This is a genomic window from Microcella indica, from assembly GCF_013414345.1.
Taxonomy (GTDB): Bacteria; Actinomycetota; Actinomycetes; order Actinomycetales; family Microbacteriaceae; genus Microcella; species Microcella indica.
In genome coordinates this window covers 1,908,991-1,922,925 of sequence record NZ_CP058670.1, presented here as the reverse complement: position 1 = coordinate 1,922,925, position 13,935 = coordinate 1,908,991, and the positions used below count along the sequence as shown (strand labels likewise).

15 protein-coding genes are annotated in these 13,935 nt (G+C 67.3%); 9 read left to right on the top strand and 6 right to left on the bottom strand.

Going from position 1 to position 13,935, the window contains the following annotated elements; all coding sequences use genetic code 11:
* The first annotated feature begins 204 nt into the window (after positions 1–204).
* From HUJ41_RS09415 to HUJ41_RS09400, 4 genes are all read left to right on the top strand, one after another.
* Positions 205–963 (top strand): 3-oxoacid CoA-transferase subunit A, encoded by a 759-nt coding sequence (locus tag HUJ41_RS09415; RefSeq protein WP_071044807.1) that lies wholly within the window; start codon positions 205–207, stop codon positions 961–963.
* A complete protein-coding gene (locus HUJ41_RS09410) occupies positions 960–1,625 on the top strand; it encodes a 3-oxoacid CoA-transferase subunit B (RefSeq protein WP_071044806.1) in 666 nt (221 codons plus the stop codon). Before HUJ41_RS09415 ends, HUJ41_RS09410 begins: the two co-directional genes overlap by 4 nt.
* A 1-nt stretch (position 1,626) precedes the next feature.
* Positions 1,627–2,796, top strand: coding sequence for a thiolase family protein (locus HUJ41_RS09405; RefSeq protein ID WP_071044805.1), 1,170 nt, complete (start codon positions 1,627–1,629; stop codon positions 2,794–2,796).
* Between the two features lie 88 nt (positions 2,797–2,884).
* The gene (locus tag HUJ41_RS09400; protein ID WP_071044804.1) at positions 2,885–3,652 is read left to right on the top strand and encodes an IclR family transcriptional regulator domain-containing protein; all 768 of its coding nucleotides are present in this window, start codon (positions 2,885–2,887) and stop codon (positions 3,650–3,652) included.
* 77 nt (positions 3,653–3,729) lie between these two features.
* Here HUJ41_RS09400 and HUJ41_RS09395 read toward each other — a convergent pair whose 3' ends face one another.
* The 6 genes from HUJ41_RS09395 to HUJ41_RS09370 form a co-directional block, all read right to left on the bottom strand.
* Positions 3,730–4,626 carry an acyl-CoA thioesterase gene (locus HUJ41_RS09395; protein ID WP_348531831.1) on the bottom strand — a complete coding sequence of 299 codons (897 nt, stop codon included), beginning with the start codon at positions 4,624–4,626 and terminating at the stop codon, positions 3,730–3,732.
* A 112-nt stretch (positions 4,627–4,738) separates the two neighbouring features.
* Positions 4,739–5,518: an alpha/beta fold hydrolase gene (locus HUJ41_RS09390; protein WP_071044802.1), complete on the bottom strand. Its 780-nt coding sequence runs from the start codon at positions 5,516–5,518 to the stop codon at positions 4,739–4,741.
* A gap of 77 nt (positions 5,519–5,595) precedes the next feature.
* Positions 5,596–6,465: a catechol 1,2-dioxygenase gene (catA, locus tag HUJ41_RS09385; RefSeq protein ID WP_071044801.1), complete on the bottom strand. Its 870-nt coding sequence runs from the start codon at positions 6,463–6,465 to the stop codon at positions 5,596–5,598.
* Entirely contained in the window at positions 6,458–6,793 is a 336-nt protein-coding gene (gene catC, locus HUJ41_RS09380) for a muconolactone Delta-isomerase (protein WP_071044891.1), read from the bottom strand. The genes catA and catC overlap by 8 nt, the downstream gene beginning before the upstream one ends.
* Positions 6,794–6,798: 5 nt before the next feature.
* Positions 6,799–7,905 (bottom strand): mandelate racemase/muconate lactonizing enzyme family protein, encoded by a 1,107-nt coding sequence (locus HUJ41_RS09375; RefSeq protein WP_179872336.1) that lies wholly within the window; start codon positions 7,903–7,905, stop codon positions 6,799–6,801.
* Positions 7,902–8,807: a LysR family transcriptional regulator gene (locus tag HUJ41_RS09370; RefSeq protein WP_143003712.1), complete on the bottom strand. Its 906-nt coding sequence runs from the start codon at positions 8,805–8,807 to the stop codon at positions 7,902–7,904. Before HUJ41_RS09370 ends, HUJ41_RS09375 begins: the two co-directional genes overlap by 4 nt.
* Positions 8,808–9,080: 273 nt before the next feature.
* Here HUJ41_RS09370 and HUJ41_RS09365 point away from each other — a divergent pair, with 273 nt between their 5' ends.
* From HUJ41_RS09365 to HUJ41_RS09345, 5 genes are read left to right on the top strand one after another with little or no spacing between them, the layout of a single operon-like run.
* Positions 9,081–10,382: an ABC transporter substrate-binding protein gene (locus HUJ41_RS09365; protein ID WP_071044799.1), complete on the top strand. Its 1,302-nt coding sequence runs from the start codon at positions 9,081–9,083 to the stop codon at positions 10,380–10,382.
* Between the two features lie 51 nt (positions 10,383–10,433).
* Positions 10,434–11,180, top strand: a complete 747-nt coding sequence (locus HUJ41_RS09360) for an ABC transporter ATP-binding protein (protein ID WP_071044798.1) — start codon at positions 10,434–10,436, stop codon at positions 11,178–11,180.
* Positions 11,177–11,875, top strand: coding sequence for an ABC transporter ATP-binding protein (locus HUJ41_RS09355; protein ID WP_071044797.1), 699 nt, complete (start codon positions 11,177–11,179; stop codon positions 11,873–11,875). Before HUJ41_RS09360 ends, HUJ41_RS09355 begins: the two co-directional genes overlap by 4 nt.
* Before the next feature lie 10 nt (positions 11,876–11,885).
* Complete coding sequence (locus HUJ41_RS09350) at positions 11,886–12,752, top strand: branched-chain amino acid ABC transporter permease (protein WP_071044796.1); 867 nt, start codon at positions 11,886–11,888, stop codon at positions 12,750–12,752.
* On the top strand, positions 12,752–13,765 hold the full coding sequence (locus tag HUJ41_RS09345; RefSeq protein WP_071044795.1) for a branched-chain amino acid ABC transporter permease: 1,014 nt from the start codon (positions 12,752–12,754) through the stop codon (positions 13,763–13,765). The genes HUJ41_RS09350 and HUJ41_RS09345 overlap by 1 nt, the downstream gene beginning before the upstream one ends.
* The last annotated feature ends 170 nt before the right edge of the window (positions 13,766–13,935 follow it).

The window sequence follows — 13,935 nt, the reverse complement described above, 5'->3', positions numbered from 1 at the left end:
CCGAGCAGAGCAACCTATCAGACCGGGCAGTCAGGGGGACGCTCAATTCGCCAACGGGTCGTTGGCGAACCGGCGCGGCCGCGGGAACAACGCGAGGGTGAGGGCGATCCCTATGCCGCCGTCGACCTCGATGCCACGTAAGATCGCGTAAGATGGCACCATGCGCACACATGTGCGCGTAGCGAACATACGACGGGAGTTGACGTGATCGACAAGACTGTCTCGGACGTCGAGGCTGCCGTTGCGGGCATCGGCGACGGGTGCACCATCATGATCGGCGGTTTTGGCCGGGCCGGTCAGCCCGTCGAGCTCATCGACGCGCTGATCGAGCAGGGAGCGAGCGACCTGACGATCGTCAACAACAACGCTGGCAATGGTGATACCGGGCTGGCCGCGCTGCTCGCGAAGGGGCGTGTGCGCAAGATCATCTGCTCGTTCCCGCGGCAGCACGACTCGTGGGTGTTCGACGACTTGTACCGCGCCGGGAAGATCGAACTCGAACTGGTGCCCCAGGGGAATCTCGCCGAGCGCATCCGCGCGGCGGGGGCCGGCATCGGTGCGTTCTTCTCCCCTACGGGGGTGGGCACCGTGCTCGCCGAGGGCAAAGAGGCGCGTGAGATCGATGGCCGTGCGTACGTGCTGGAGTATCCGATCAAGGCGGACTTCGCACTCATCTCGGCGCTGCGGGGAGATCGTTGGGGCAATCTGGTGTTCCGCGAGACCGCTCGGAACTTCGGCCCCATCATGGCGACCGCCGCGGTGACGACCATCGCGCAGGTCGATGAGATCGTGGAACTCGGGTCGCTTGACCCCGAGACAGTCGTCACCCCAGGTATTTTCGTCGACCGCGTCGTCGCAGTGGGATCTCGCCGGTGGATCGACGGCGGCGTTTTCGTCGGCGGCGTCGATGTTGAGGGGAATCCGCTTCAGGACGCTCCGGCCATGACGGAGGTAGATCAGTGAGCAGCCGCATCACCCGTCAAGAGCTGGCGCGGCGCGTCGCCGCCGACATCCCGGAAGGCTCCTACGTGAACCTCGGTATCGGTGCGCCGACACTCGTGGCGAACTATCTGCCCGAGGATCAGGAGATCATCCTGCATACCGAGAACGGTCTCCTTGGAATGGGTGAGGCTCCTGCGCCGGACCGGATCGACCCGGACCTGACCAATGCGGGCAAGCAGGCGGTGACGGCGCTGCCGGGGGCGGCGTACTTTCACCACGCCGACTCCTTCGCGATGATGCGTGGCGGACACCTGGACGTGTGCGTGCTCGGCGCGTTCCAAGTGTCGCAGCGCGGCGATCTCGCGAACTGGTCGACCGGCGCGCCCGGTGCGATCCCCGCAGTGGGCGGTGCGATGGATCTCGCGATCGGCGCGAAGTCCGTCTACGTCATGACCGACCTGCTCACCAAGCAGGGCGAGTCCAAGCTCGTGGAGGTATGCACCTACCCGCTCACCGGCGTCGGGTGCGTGACCCGCGTTTACACCGATCACGCCATCTTCGACGTGTCCGCCGACGGTTTCGCGGTGCGTGAGGCGTTCGGCGACAACACTCTCGAGTCGCTCGCGGAGCTGACTGGCTTGCGGCTGACGCCGTCATCGACACCACAAGGCGAAGGAAACTGACATGACTGCGAGCTTCGTGTACGACGCGGTACGCACGCCGTTCGGAAAGGCCGGCGGCGCACTGGCAGGAGTCCGACCCGACGATCTCGCTGCGGTGGTCATGAAGGCGATGATCGAGCGCGCCGGCCTGGACCCGGCACGCATCGACGACGTCATCTTCGGCGATGCCAATCAGGCGGGCGAGGACAATCGGAACGTCGCGCGTTTCGGCGCGCTGCTGGCCGGCTTCCCATCATCGGTGACCGGGGTGACGGTGAACCGGCTGTGTGCATCGTCGGTCGAGGCCGTCATCCAGGCCTCGCGGGCGATCGAGTCGGGTGACGCCGACATCATTCTCGCGGGCGGCGTCGAGTCGATGAGCCGAGCGCCGTTCGTCGTGGAGAAGTCGCCGCGGCCGTGGCCGTCGGTAGGCAACCAGACGATGTGGAACACGTCGATCGGCTGGCGCATGGTCAACAAGGCGCTGCCGGTGCACTGGACGATCAGCAACGGCGAGTCCGCGGAGAAGGTCGCGCGCGAGGCCGGGCTGACGCGGGAGGAGCAGGATGCGTTCGCCGTGCGCTCGCACCGCCTCGCCGCGAAGGCATGGGCTGACGGGATCTACGATGGCGAGATCGTGCAGGTGCCCGGCGCCGAGCTGGCCCGCGATGAGGGGATCCGCGACGATACCTCGATCGAGAAGCTTGCGGGTCTCAAGGCGCTGTTCGCCGCGGACGGCACCGTGACCGCCGGCAACTCCTCGCCAATCAACGACGGCGCCTCTGCCGTGCTGGTCGCCGCGGAGGGCGCGGTTCGCGGCGAGCCGCTGGCACGCATCGCGAGCCGCGCAGCGCACGGCGTGGACCCGGATCAGTTTCCGCTCGCGCCGATCGAGGCCGCCAACAAGGCTCTCGCGCGGGCCGGGAAGACGTGGGCAGACGTTGATGTCGTCGAGTTGAACGAGGCCTTCGCGTCGCAGTCGCTCGCAGATATCGCCGGCTGGCCGGACTTCGATCCCGAGCGGGTGAACATCCATGGCGGTGCTCTCGCGATCGGGCACCCGCTCGGCGCCTCCGGCGGACGCATCATCGGCCATGCCGCGCACGAGCTCGCCCGCCGCGGCGGAGGCCTCGCGGTCGCCGCGATCTGCATCGGCGTCGGCCAGGGCCTCGCCGTCGTCCTCGAGCGCTGACGCGACCTGACCGGTGCCAGCTACCTGTTTGATGCCAGCGTGCGTCTAGGTTGAGTAGCGTTGCGTATCGATTCCGGCGGGAGCACCTATGGCTGAGGCAGCCGGCGACTTCGTCCAGTCGCTTGCGCGCGGACTGGCCGTCATCCGCGCGTTCGACGCGGAGCACCCCGAACTGACGTTGAGTGACGTGGCCCGCCGGACCGGGCTGACCCGGGCGGCGACCCGACGGTTCCTACTCACGCTCGAGTCGCTCGGCTACGTCCGCAGTGACGCCCGTTCGTTCGCGCTGACCCCTCGGGTGCTCGAGTTGGGATTCAGCTACCTGTCGGCCTTGTCCCTGCCGGAGGTGGTGCAGCCACATCTTGAGCGCCTTTCCCGTGAAGTCGGCGAGTCGGTGTCCTCGGCGGTGCTGGACGGCACGGACATCGTCTATGTCGCGCGCGTGCCTACGCGCCGCATCATGAGCGTGCGCATCACGATTGGAACGCGGTTCCCCGCGTATGCGACGAGCATGGGTCGGGTCCTGCTGGCAGGTCTGACGGATGCCGAACGCGATGCCGCACTGGCCGCAGCTGACCTGCGGCCCCTCACGGATCTCACCATCACCGACCAGGTGCGGTTGGCCGAGGAAATCGTTCGAGTGCGCACCCAGGGCTGGTCGATCGTCGATGGCGAGCTCGAGCCCGGCCTACGCTCGGTCGCAGCCCCGGTGCATTCGCGGAACGGTGAGGTGATCGCAGCGATCAACGTGTCCACCAGCGCGAGCCGGGACTCACTGGAGCACCTGATGGACCGGTACCTTCCAGCCGTGCGGGCAGCCGCCGCAGCGATCGACGCCGAACTCCAGCTCGTCTAGGGCGGCGACGGCCGGGGGCGGAGTCCTCGTGTGGAAGCGCACGCCAGTGCGCCGGCGAAGCTAGTGGCGCCGACGCGCTACAGATCTCCAGCGGGGGCGTGTTCCAGCGGGAGCGGCTCAAGCTCGCTGCGCATCCTGATCAGTTCCCGGGCATGGGAGGCCAGACGATGATCTTCCTCCGAGGACAGGGGCAGCGGTGGCACGGGCAACGCGCGTCCGTCGCTTCCGACATCGACGAAGACGCTCATGCACCTCGTTGTCAGAGTGAGTACCGACGGTGTGCGTGGTGAGCTCGAGCGCACGTGGATTGCGATGTGCATGCTGTGAGGGCCGGTGTGTATGAGGCGGGCATCCACTTCGACGATGTGGCCGATGTGGATCGGATGGTAGAAGTGGATGCCCCCCGAGTAGACGGCCACAGCGGACTCTGAACTCCACCCCGCAGCGCAGGAGTATGCGGCTTCATCGATCCAGCGCATCACCGTCCCACCATGCGCGTTGCCGCCCCAGTTCGCGTCGCTGGGGGCGGCGAGGAATCGAAGAACACTGCGCGGGGTCGTCCCCTGATCCGAATACACCTGCTGCTGCATCGCGTCACGGATCGCACGGCGGGGAGCCAGCCGTTCTTCCGCGCGGTCGTGCAGGACCTGGTCGGTTTCGCTCGACGGTGACCACGGGGGTACGGCGCGCGGGCGGCCGTCCTCGTCAACTGCCACGAACACCAGGATGCAATGGGTCGCAGGAATGAACCTGCGCGTGCGCACGTCCGCTGCCTCCACGGTGACGAGGACCTGCATGCTCGTGCGGCCGGTTTGAATGATGCGTGCGTGCGCCTCGACGATCTGGCCGGGTGCGATGGGTCGAGTGAACTGAACGTTGCCGACATACGCGGTCACGCAGTATGACGCGCTCCAGCCGACAGCGCACGCGTAGCCGGCCTTGTCGATCCACTCCAGCACACGTCCAGCTGCCACGGATGTGCTGCTCAGGGCGGCGTCTTGCGGTGATGTCATGAAGCGGAGAGTGATTCGGTCATTCATTCTTCGACTCCCCGGATGGGGCGGTGTCCTCTCCGGCAGGCGGGGGCTAGCGCTGGACGGTGTGGAAGAAGTCGCGTATCAACAACGCGGTCGCCGCGGGCTGCTCGGCGGGCGGCAGGTGGGCGGCACCGGGAATCCTGCTTGTCTTGCCATTCAGCGCTCCTTCGGCGAGCTCGACGGCCATCGAGTACGGTGCGACGGTGTCGTACTCTCCCCAAGCCGCGAGCAGCGGAGCCTGGATCTGTTTCAGCTGCCTGCGTGCGTCGTACGTGGCCAGCGCCTCGCAGCACCGCGCGTAGGATTCGTCGTCGGCGTCCCGCAGCGCCTGGAGCAGCTGCGCTGTCAGCTCTGGGTCTCGCCGCGTTGAATCGGGTGCGAACCAGCGTTGGATGGAGCCTTCGACGAGCGCTGTCGTGGACGCGGAGCGGACGAGCGCGGCGCGTTCGCGCCATCCAGTGGGGTCCCCGATCTTCGCCCCCGAAGCGATGATGAGGGCCGCCTCGACCAGCTCGGGATGGCGGACGGCGAGCTCGACTCCGACCGCTCCGCCCAGCGAGACTCCGGCGTAGAGGATGGGTTCCGCTCCGAGTTCGCGCACCTCGGCGGCGACCGCGTCGGCCAGATCGGCGACGGTGAACGGGCTGTTGGCAATCGGCGATGCGCCGTGGCCGGGGAGGTCCCATTCGATCGTGCGGTACCGCTCCGCAAGCAGGGGGGTTGTGGTCGACCAGAGAGCCGTCGATGTGCCAAGTGAGGGGCCGAGGATGAGCAGCGGGGCGTCGCTTGGCCCGGTGGCGTCGGTGAAGGTCAGAATCGGGGCTGTCATGGTTCGGCTTTGTGTTGACTCGGACAAGGTCCCGGTAGGCGGAGATGATCGATCCCCACCTACCGGGACGGCGATCGCTATTCGGGGTCGAGGACGAAGTCGTAGACGACGACTTCTCCCTCGCCATCGGTGCGGGGGTGCGGGTCGAGAACAAGCTCCGGCTTGACGGCCGAGGCGATGTCGTCGCCGTTGTGCGGGTCTCCGGGAAAGTACAGCTGGGTCGTGATCAGTTCGTATCCAGGCGCGGAGACCTTCAGGTGAAGGTGCGCGGGACGCCAGGCGTGCCATCCGGCGGCCTCGATGAGCACACCGCACGCGCCCTCGGTGGGGATCTGGTAGGGCGCGGGTCGGACCGTGTTGAAGGCATACTTGCCGTCTTCGTTCGCGATGAAGACGCCGCGGAGGTTCCACTCGGGAAGGCCCGGCGCGAACTGGGAGTAGAACCCCAGGTCGTCGGCATGCCACAGCTCGATGCGGGCGCCCGCGAGCGGTGTGCCGTCGACGGCGCGGACCTGCCCGCTGAACAGCAGCGGGTCGCCGGGCTCGTTTTCGCGCATCGAGATCGTGCCGTCCCACGCATGCTCGGGTGCATCGGGCACGTAGTACGGCCCCTCGATGGTGCCCTTGCTGCCCTTGCGGTGCTCGCTTGCGACCTCCTCGACGGAGTGCTCGAGCCACACGTCGAGGAACAGCGGCCATTCGCCGTCCTCGCCGACCTTGATGAGCCACGCTTTGACCGCGTTGTACTCCGGATAGGTGAGCTTCTCCTCGACGATGATGTCGTTGAGGGCCTGGATCGCACGGCCGGCGAGGCGGCTCACACGCGCGTGGTCGACGACGACGCCATCGAACGCGGCGCGCGATCGCTCGAGGAAGTTCTCGGTTGCGTTGGCGCCGGACTCGGCCGCCTTCGCCGTCGTCTCCGCCTGAAAGCTGGCGTCAGTCATGATGAGTGCTCCTTTGCGTTTCTTCTGTGTGAGTGTGAGCCGGCGCGGGCACGTCGACTCGGGACGGGTGGGTGGCGAGCGGGATGACCGTGATCGCCATGTGCGGGAACAGCGGCAGGGCACTGAGGATCTCGTGCAGCTCTTCGTTCCCGGCGACATCGAAGACCGAATAGTTCGCGTACTCGCCGACGACCCGCCACAACTCCTTCCAGCGACCGTCTCGCTGGAGCGCTTGCGAGTACTCCTTCTCGCGCAGCTTGATGTCTTCGGCGGCCGCCGCTGGCATGTCAGCGGGAAGATGCACGTCCATCCGGACCAGGTAGAGCATCCCGGTCACCCCCTGTCGATCCGGTAGGCGGCGAGCTTTTCCTCGTCGATGGCGGTGCCCACGCCGGGACCGGTGGGGGCGGTGACGAAGCCGTCTTCGATGCGGATGGGATCGGCGATGAGGTCGTCGGCCATGTCGAGGAAGTTGGACAGCTCGGCGGCGCGGCGTGAGGAGTACTCGAACGCGGCCCCGAACGTGACGGTGGCGATGCTGCCCAGCTGGGAGTCGATCTGGTTGCCCATCAGCACATCGATGCCGAGGGCCTCGGCGTACCCGAGGATCTTCTGCGACTCGGTGAACCCGGTGCGAGCGGTCTTGATCGACAGGGCTGTCGCGCCGCCGGTCTGGATCTCGCGGGCGGCGTCGCCGAGCGACGGCGCGGACTCGTCCGCGACGATGGGGATGCGCGAGAGCTGCACGAGGCTCCGACGGCCCAGGATCTCGCGGGCGTCGTCGGGTTCCTCGAAGTACGTCAGGCCCAGGTCGGATGTGGCGTCGAGGACCTGCAGCGCCTCCGTGGCCGTCCATCCGCGGTTCGCATCCAGATACAGTTCCACGTCTGGGCCGAGAGCCTCCCGCAGGGACCGGGTGAGCTCGATGTCCAGCGCGAGCGGGCGTCGGCCGACCTTGACCTTGAAGGTGCGGATGCCGAAGCGTTCAATGTACGAGTGCGCTTCATCGACCAGGGCCGCTGCGGAGTCGAATCCGAGCATGTGCGAGACCGCAAGCTTCCGCGTGTACCCGCCGAGGAGGCGGTGCACGGGCACACCGAGTGATTTGCCGATGATGTCCCACACGGCGATGTCGACGGCACCCTTCGCTGTCGGATTGCCGACCGTGCGGGCAAGCCTCGCGTGGATCTGCGCGCGATCCAACGGATCTGCGCCCACCAGGACCTCCCGGAACAGGCCGGTGAGGATGCCGATGACCGATGCCGTGGTCTCGCCGTACGTGTATGGGCGCGGGGGCACATCTGCGATCCCGACGATGCCCTCGGACGTCGTGATCCGCAGCAGCACGTGCTCGATGTCGTGCACGGCGCCGCTGGCGAAGTGCAGCGGCTTGCTCATCGGGATTCGATAGGGGATGGCTTCGACCTCGTCGATGATCACCGGTTGACCTCCCCCCGCACGTCGCGGATCACCTCGGTGAGGAAGGTGACGAAGCGCTCGACCAGGCGAGAGCTGTCGTTCGTCCGCCAGGCGACGGCCAGCTCAGTGGTGGGCGCGTCCTCGATTTCGCGGAACACCGTGCCACCGAGGTTCAGCGAGGTTGCCGACTGCGGAACCAGCGCAGGTCCGATCCCGGCGGCGACGAGCGAGAGCAGCGCTGACGTCTCGCGCACGCGGTGCGCGTAGCGCGGGGTGAGGCCGTGGTCGAGGAGGCGGGCGGTGATGGCCTGTGACATCGAAGAGTCCTCGGGATATCCGACCATGACCTGATCGGCGAAGTCGTCGAACGTCAATGTCGCACGGTCGGCCAGTCGCGAGTTGGACGGAATCGCGGCCACGATCTGCTCGCGCGCAACCGTGACGTGGCTGATCTCGGCCGGCGGTACGGGCGCGCGCAGCACCACCACATCCAGGTGCTGATCCTCCAGTTCACGGACCAGCTGCGGGGTGAGCATCTCACCACTGACGGCAAGGGCCACCCCGTCGAACGCGCGGCTTGCCTCGCGGACCACGCGCGGCATCAGCCCATAGGTCGTGGAGCCTGTGAATCCGATGCGCAGCGAGCCCTGCAAGCCGTCACCGACCTTCTTGACCTCATCTTCCAGCGCGTCGAGCTCGGCGAGAATGCGGCGACCTCGCTCCAGGAGAAGCTCTCCTGCCGGTTTCAGCTCGACCTTCCGCGTCGTGCGTGTCAGCAACTCCGTACCCAATGACCTCTCCAGCACTCGGATCTGCTGCGACAGCGGAGGCTGGGCGATCAGCAGACGTTGGGCCGCGCGTCCGAAGTGGTGTTCTTCGGCCACGGCGACGAAGTAGCGCAATTGACGTGTCTCGATCGACATCGTGCCTCCTTGCGCCTTCGACCTAGAGGCAGGCTAAGCGGCGCACTCGGTGAAATGAATGACATAAATCCTCTCTATTCATATTTACAGCGTCTGAATCATCCATGGTTGGTGCGTCGGCACCGATCCATCCGATACAGGTCTCGACTCAGAGGAGGCCGGTCTGGATAACGGGTTCCGGGCGCAGGGATCGCATGCAATCATCGGTTTCCAACCCGAGGAAGAGGAGCAATGCGGCGGAAGCCGTAGCTCCACGAGTGTGTAAGGACGCACATGAACAGAACACATGGACGTGTTGTCGCGCTGGGTGTGGTGGCGGCCGTCGCAGTCGTGCTGACGGGATGCCAGAGCCTGGATGCGCCGCAGTCCGGCGCGTCCGACGACCCCGGCACCTTCACGGTGGGATTCGTCACGCCGCTCACCGGGGCGCTTGCCGCGTTCGGTGAACCTGACCGCTGGGTGGTCGATGAGCTGCAGTCGTGGTTCGACGAGCATCCGCTCGAGGTCGGTGGCGACGAAGTCGCCGTGGACATCCGGCTGGAGGACTCCGGTTCCACCGCCGACGGAGCCAGCCAGGCGGCGCAGAAGCTGCTGGCCGCGGGAGCGGACGTGCTGCTGGCACACGCGACACCGGAGACGACCGTGCCGGTGTCGCTGCAATGCATCGATGCCGGGGTTCCCTGCATCACCGCCGACACCCCGCTGGAGCCGTGGGCGCTGAGCGTTCACGGAGCATCGAGCCCGGCGGAGCTGGCCGACAAGGAGCCGCTGGCGTGGGTGCATCACTTCTTCTGGGGTCTCGGCGATATCGCGACCGTGTACCAGGACATCTGGACGCAGGTGGACACGAACAAGAAGGTCGCGGGGCTCTTCCCGAACGATCCGGACGGTCAGGCGTGGAGCGGTGCGCTGCCCGGCATCTTCGAGGGCAGCGGCAACGGGTACACCCTGGATGTTCCGACGCTCTACGACCCCGGAACGACCGACTTCACCTCGATCATCAACACGTTCAAGGCGAACGGCGACGAGATCCTCACCGGCGTCGTGCCGCCCCCCGACTTCGCCGCCTTCTGGCAGCAGGCGCAGCAGCAGGGGTGGACACCGAAAGTCGTGTCGATGGCGAAGGCGATCGAGTTCCCCGCCGCGATCGCCGCATTCGATGATCCGATCGGATTCACGACCGAGGTGTGGTGGACGCCAACCGCCCCGTTCAGCTCCAGCCTCACCGGGCAGAGCGCCGGCGACCTCGCCAGCGCATACGAGGACGCGACCGGCAAGCAGTGGACCGTGGCGCTCGGCTTCTCCCATGCTCTGTTCGAAGTGCTCGTCGCGGCGATCGACAGCGCAGGCAGCACGAACGGCGCCGACATCGACACCGCCGTCGGAGCCCTCGCGATCGACTCCATCGTCGGCCCACTCGATTTCACCGCCGGACCGTACCCCAACACGGCGGCGAGCCCGCTCGTGGGCGGGCAGTGGGTCGAAGGCGACCGGTTCCCGTACGACCTCGTCGTCGTCGCGAACTCGACCGCTCCGGAGATCCCGCTCGGCGGGCAGGTCCAGCCGCTGCAGTAACGACGCCGGTGCTGGGGCATGCACGTGCCCCAGCACCGAGGGAAGAGCGAGATGAGCACGAACATCCTGGAGATCGATGGGCTGTCCAAACGGTTCGGGTCGGTCGTCACCGCAGACCGGCTGACCTTCGCCGTCGAGGCCGGTGAGGCCCTCGGGGTCATCGGGCCGAACGGCGCAGGCAAGTCCACGTTGCTCTCGCTCATCACGGGCGTCCTCCGGCCCGACGACGGACGCGTCACCTTCGCCGGCGCCGACCTCACCGATGTCAGCACCGCCCGACGCACCCGCGCCGGCATCGCCCGAACCTTTCAGATCCCGCGGCCGTTCACCGACATGACCGTCTTCGAGAACGCGCTCGTAGGCGCCTCGTACGGGGCGGGCGAACGCGGCCGGGGCGCGGCCACGCTCGCAGTGGAGGCACTGGATCGGACGAAACTGCTGCACCTGGCAGACACGCGCGCGGGCGACCTGCGGCTGCTGGATCGCAAACGGCTCGAGCTGGCCCGCGCGCTCGCGACGCGGCCGCGGCTCGTCCTCCTGGACGAGATCGCGGGAGGCCTCAACGACCATGAGCTGCCCGCCCTCGTCGGGCTCATCCGCGAACTCAAGGAGTCCGGTCTGACGATCATCTGGATCGAGCACATCGTCCACGCTCTGACCGCCGTCGTCGACGAACTGATGTGCCTGGCCTTCGGCCGCATCCTCGCGCAGGGAACACCCGCGAACGTCATGCACGCCCCCGAAGTGGTCGAGACCTACCTCGGCACCACGTTCACCACGGGGGAGGAGAGCGGATGACGCTGCTCGAGGTGCACGGCCTGGTCGTCCGCTACGGCCACTTCGAGGCCCTTCACGGCATCGACGTGCATGTCGATGCCGGCGAGGTGCTCGCCGTCATCGGCGCGAACGGAGCGGGCAAGTCGACGCTGATGAAAGCCGTCGCCGGGATACTCCCGCCCGCGGAGGGATCGATCGTGTTCGACGGGGATGACGTGTCCCGCGTGACGGCGCCGCGCCGCGTCCGACGCGGCATCGGGCTCACCCCCGAGGGACGGCGGATCTTCCCCAGCCTGACCGTCGAGGAGAACCTCCTGGTGGGCGGGTTCTCCCGGCGCCCGGGCCCGTGGGGACTGCGGACGGTGATGGACGCGATCCCGCTCGTCGGCGACATCCGCGGCAAGCTCGGCCACACCCTGTCAGGCGGCGAGCAGCAGGCCACCGCGATCGCCCGCACCCTCATGAGCAACCCGCTTCTCATGATGCTCGACGAAGTCTCGCTGGGGCTGGCGCCCGTCGCGGTCGAGGCGGTCTATGCAGCACTGCCGGCGATCACGAGCCAGGGCACCACGGTGCTCGTCGTCGAGCAGGACGTGCACCACGCGCTGGCGGTCGCCGACCGCGTGCAGGTGCTGCTCGAGGGTCGGACGGTCCTCGAGGGCGACAGCCACGAGTTCTCACGCGACCAGCTCGCGTCGGCGTACTTCGGAATGTGAGGGGGCGCTCATGGAGTGGGTGAACGCGGCAATCCAGGGGATCCTCGCCGGCGGCTTCTTCGCGCTGCTGGCGGCGGGCCTGTCTTTCGTCTTCGGTGTCATGCGCATCGTCAACCTCGCCCACGGCACGCTCGCCGTGCTGGGCGCGTACCTCGCGCTGTCGGTGATGACCATCACGGGGATGTCATGGTGGCTTGCCCTGCTCGTGGTGGTGCCCGTTCTGGCTGGTGTGGGCTGGCTGCTGCAAACCTTCGTGCTCAACGCGGCGATCGAACAGGGCGGGCTTGCGCCGATCATCGTGACGTTCGGCATCGGTGTGATCATCTCCAGTTCGCTGCAGGAGGTCTACTCCGCCGACAGCCGGGCTCTGCCGTCGGAGGGACTGGCAGCCTGGAGCATCCCCCTTGCCGACGGCATCTCGATCGGCGCGCTGCCGCTGCTGGCGGCCCTCGTCGGGGTGGCGGTCATCGTGGTGCTGCAGCTGTTCCTCGCGCGGACCCGCTACGGGCGGGCCATGCGGGCGGTCAGCGACGACCAGATGACGGCGCAACTGATGGGCATCGAGAACCGCCGCATCTACGCGCTGGCCACCGCGATCGCCTTCGCGACGATCGCGATCGCCGGTGTGTTCCTCGGGCTGCGCACCCAGTTCACGCCGGTCTCGGGCAACGACCAGCTCATCTTCGCGTTCGAAGCGGTGATCATCGGCGGGCTGGGGAGCCTGTGGGGCACGCTCGCGGGCGGCATCATCCTGGGGCTCGCCCAGGCGTTCGGCAACCAGCTCACCGGCGGGTACGGCGTGCTGATCGCCAACCTCGTCTTCCTCACCATCCTCGCGGTGAAACCCACCGGTCTGTTCCAGAAGGCGGTGCAGTGATGAGCTCGACAACCATCCCCGACTTCCGCTTGACCCGCGGCACCCGCGTGTCGCTGATCGGCGGCGTCGCCTCGGCTCCACTGGTGATCTTCCTGGCCGTCATGCCCTTCCTGTTCGCCTCGGATGTGCAGGACGCACTCGTGCGCCTGTTCTTCTTCATCATCATCGGCACGACCTGGAACCTCCTCGCCGGGTACGCCGGGATGGTCTCCATCGGCCAGCAAGCGTTCATCGGAGTCGGCGCGTACGCACTCGTCGCACTCGCCACGCTCGGCGGCGTCAACCCCTACCTCGCGATCGTCGGCGGCGCAGTCGTCGCCGCCGCACTCGCTATCCCGGTCTCCTTCCTGGTGTTCCGGCTGAGCGGCGGCTACTTCGCGATCGCGACATGGGTGGTCGCCGAAGTCGTCCGCCAGATCGTGTCGCGCGTGCCCGCTCTCAACGGCAGCGTCGGAACACTGACACTGCCCTCCGCCGCGCTCGGCACCACACCCGCGTGGCGCAGCGCCACGGTCTTCTGGGTCGGACTCGCCGCGACCGTCGTCGTCGTCGGGGCCGCGTACTTGTTGATGCGATCACGGCTGGGCGGCGGGTTCACCGCGATCCGCGACGAACCGGTCGCCGCCGCATCCCTGGGCGTCCCGGTGATGCGGGGCAAGCGCATCGTGTTCGTCGTCGCAGCAGCCGGTTGCGCTCTCGCCGGGGGTCTGCTTGCGCTGTCGACACTGCAAGTGCGCCCGGATTCGATGTTCCGCGTCGACTTCGCGGTCTGGATGATCTTCATCGTCGTCATCGGCGGGCTCGGCACGATCGAGGGCCCCATCGTCGGGGCGATCATCTTCTTCGTCCTCGAACGTTGGCTGTCTCCGTTCGGCACCTGGTACCTGGTGGTGCTCGGCGTCATCGCGATCGTCATCACCTTGCTGCTGCCTCGTGGCCTGTGGGGCATCGCCGCTCGCCGGGTGGAGCTGTTCCCCCTCCGTCAGCACCTCACTCTGACCGGGGAGCGATAACCGCCTCAGCCGTGCCGGCCGCTTCCTCGACTGGGCTGCTTCAGCGAGGCGAGAGGATGGCCGGTCCGACCGCTTCCCGCGATCGCGCGCCACGATCAGCACGCTCACTCTCATCGCGACCCGCGTTAGTTGCAGCTGCCGGTCAGATGGTGCCGCACCGGGCGCACCAT

What these genes read in the sequence shown, in the direction of transcription:
- HUJ41_RS09405 (WP_071044805.1), top strand. Translation starts at nt 1,627, where the DNA reads ATGACTGCGAGCTTCGTGTACGACGCGGTACGCACGCCGTTCGGAAAG.
- HUJ41_RS09400 (WP_071044804.1), top strand. Translation starts at nt 2,885, where the DNA reads ATGGCTGAGGCAGCCGGCGACTTCGTCCAGTCGCTTGCGCGCGGACTG.
- HUJ41_RS09390 (WP_071044802.1), bottom strand. Translation starts at nt 5,518, where the DNA reads ATGACAGCCCCGATTCTGACCTTCACCGACGCCACCGGGCCAAGCGAC.
- catA (WP_071044801.1), bottom strand. Translation starts at nt 6,465, where the DNA reads ATGACTGACGCCAGCTTTCAGGCGGAGACGACGGCGAAGGCGGCCGAG.
- catC (WP_071044891.1), bottom strand. Translation starts at nt 6,793, where the DNA reads ATGCTCTACCTGGTCCGGATGGACGTGCATCTTCCCGCTGACATGCCA.
- HUJ41_RS09370 (WP_143003712.1), bottom strand. Translation starts at nt 8,807, where the DNA reads ATGTCGATCGAGACACGTCAATTGCGCTACTTCGTCGCCGTGGCCGAA.
- HUJ41_RS09365 (WP_071044799.1), top strand. Translation starts at nt 9,081, where the DNA reads ATGAACAGAACACATGGACGTGTTGTCGCGCTGGGTGTGGTGGCGGCC.
- HUJ41_RS09360 (WP_071044798.1), top strand. Translation starts at nt 10,434, where the DNA reads ATGAGCACGAACATCCTGGAGATCGATGGGCTGTCCAAACGGTTCGGG.
- HUJ41_RS09355 (WP_071044797.1), top strand. Translation starts at nt 11,177, where the DNA reads ATGACGCTGCTCGAGGTGCACGGCCTGGTCGTCCGCTACGGCCACTTC.
- HUJ41_RS09350 (WP_071044796.1), top strand. Translation starts at nt 11,886, where the DNA reads ATGGAGTGGGTGAACGCGGCAATCCAGGGGATCCTCGCCGGCGGCTTC.
- HUJ41_RS09345 (WP_071044795.1), top strand. Translation starts at nt 12,752, where the DNA reads ATGAGCTCGACAACCATCCCCGACTTCCGCTTGACCCGCGGCACCCGC.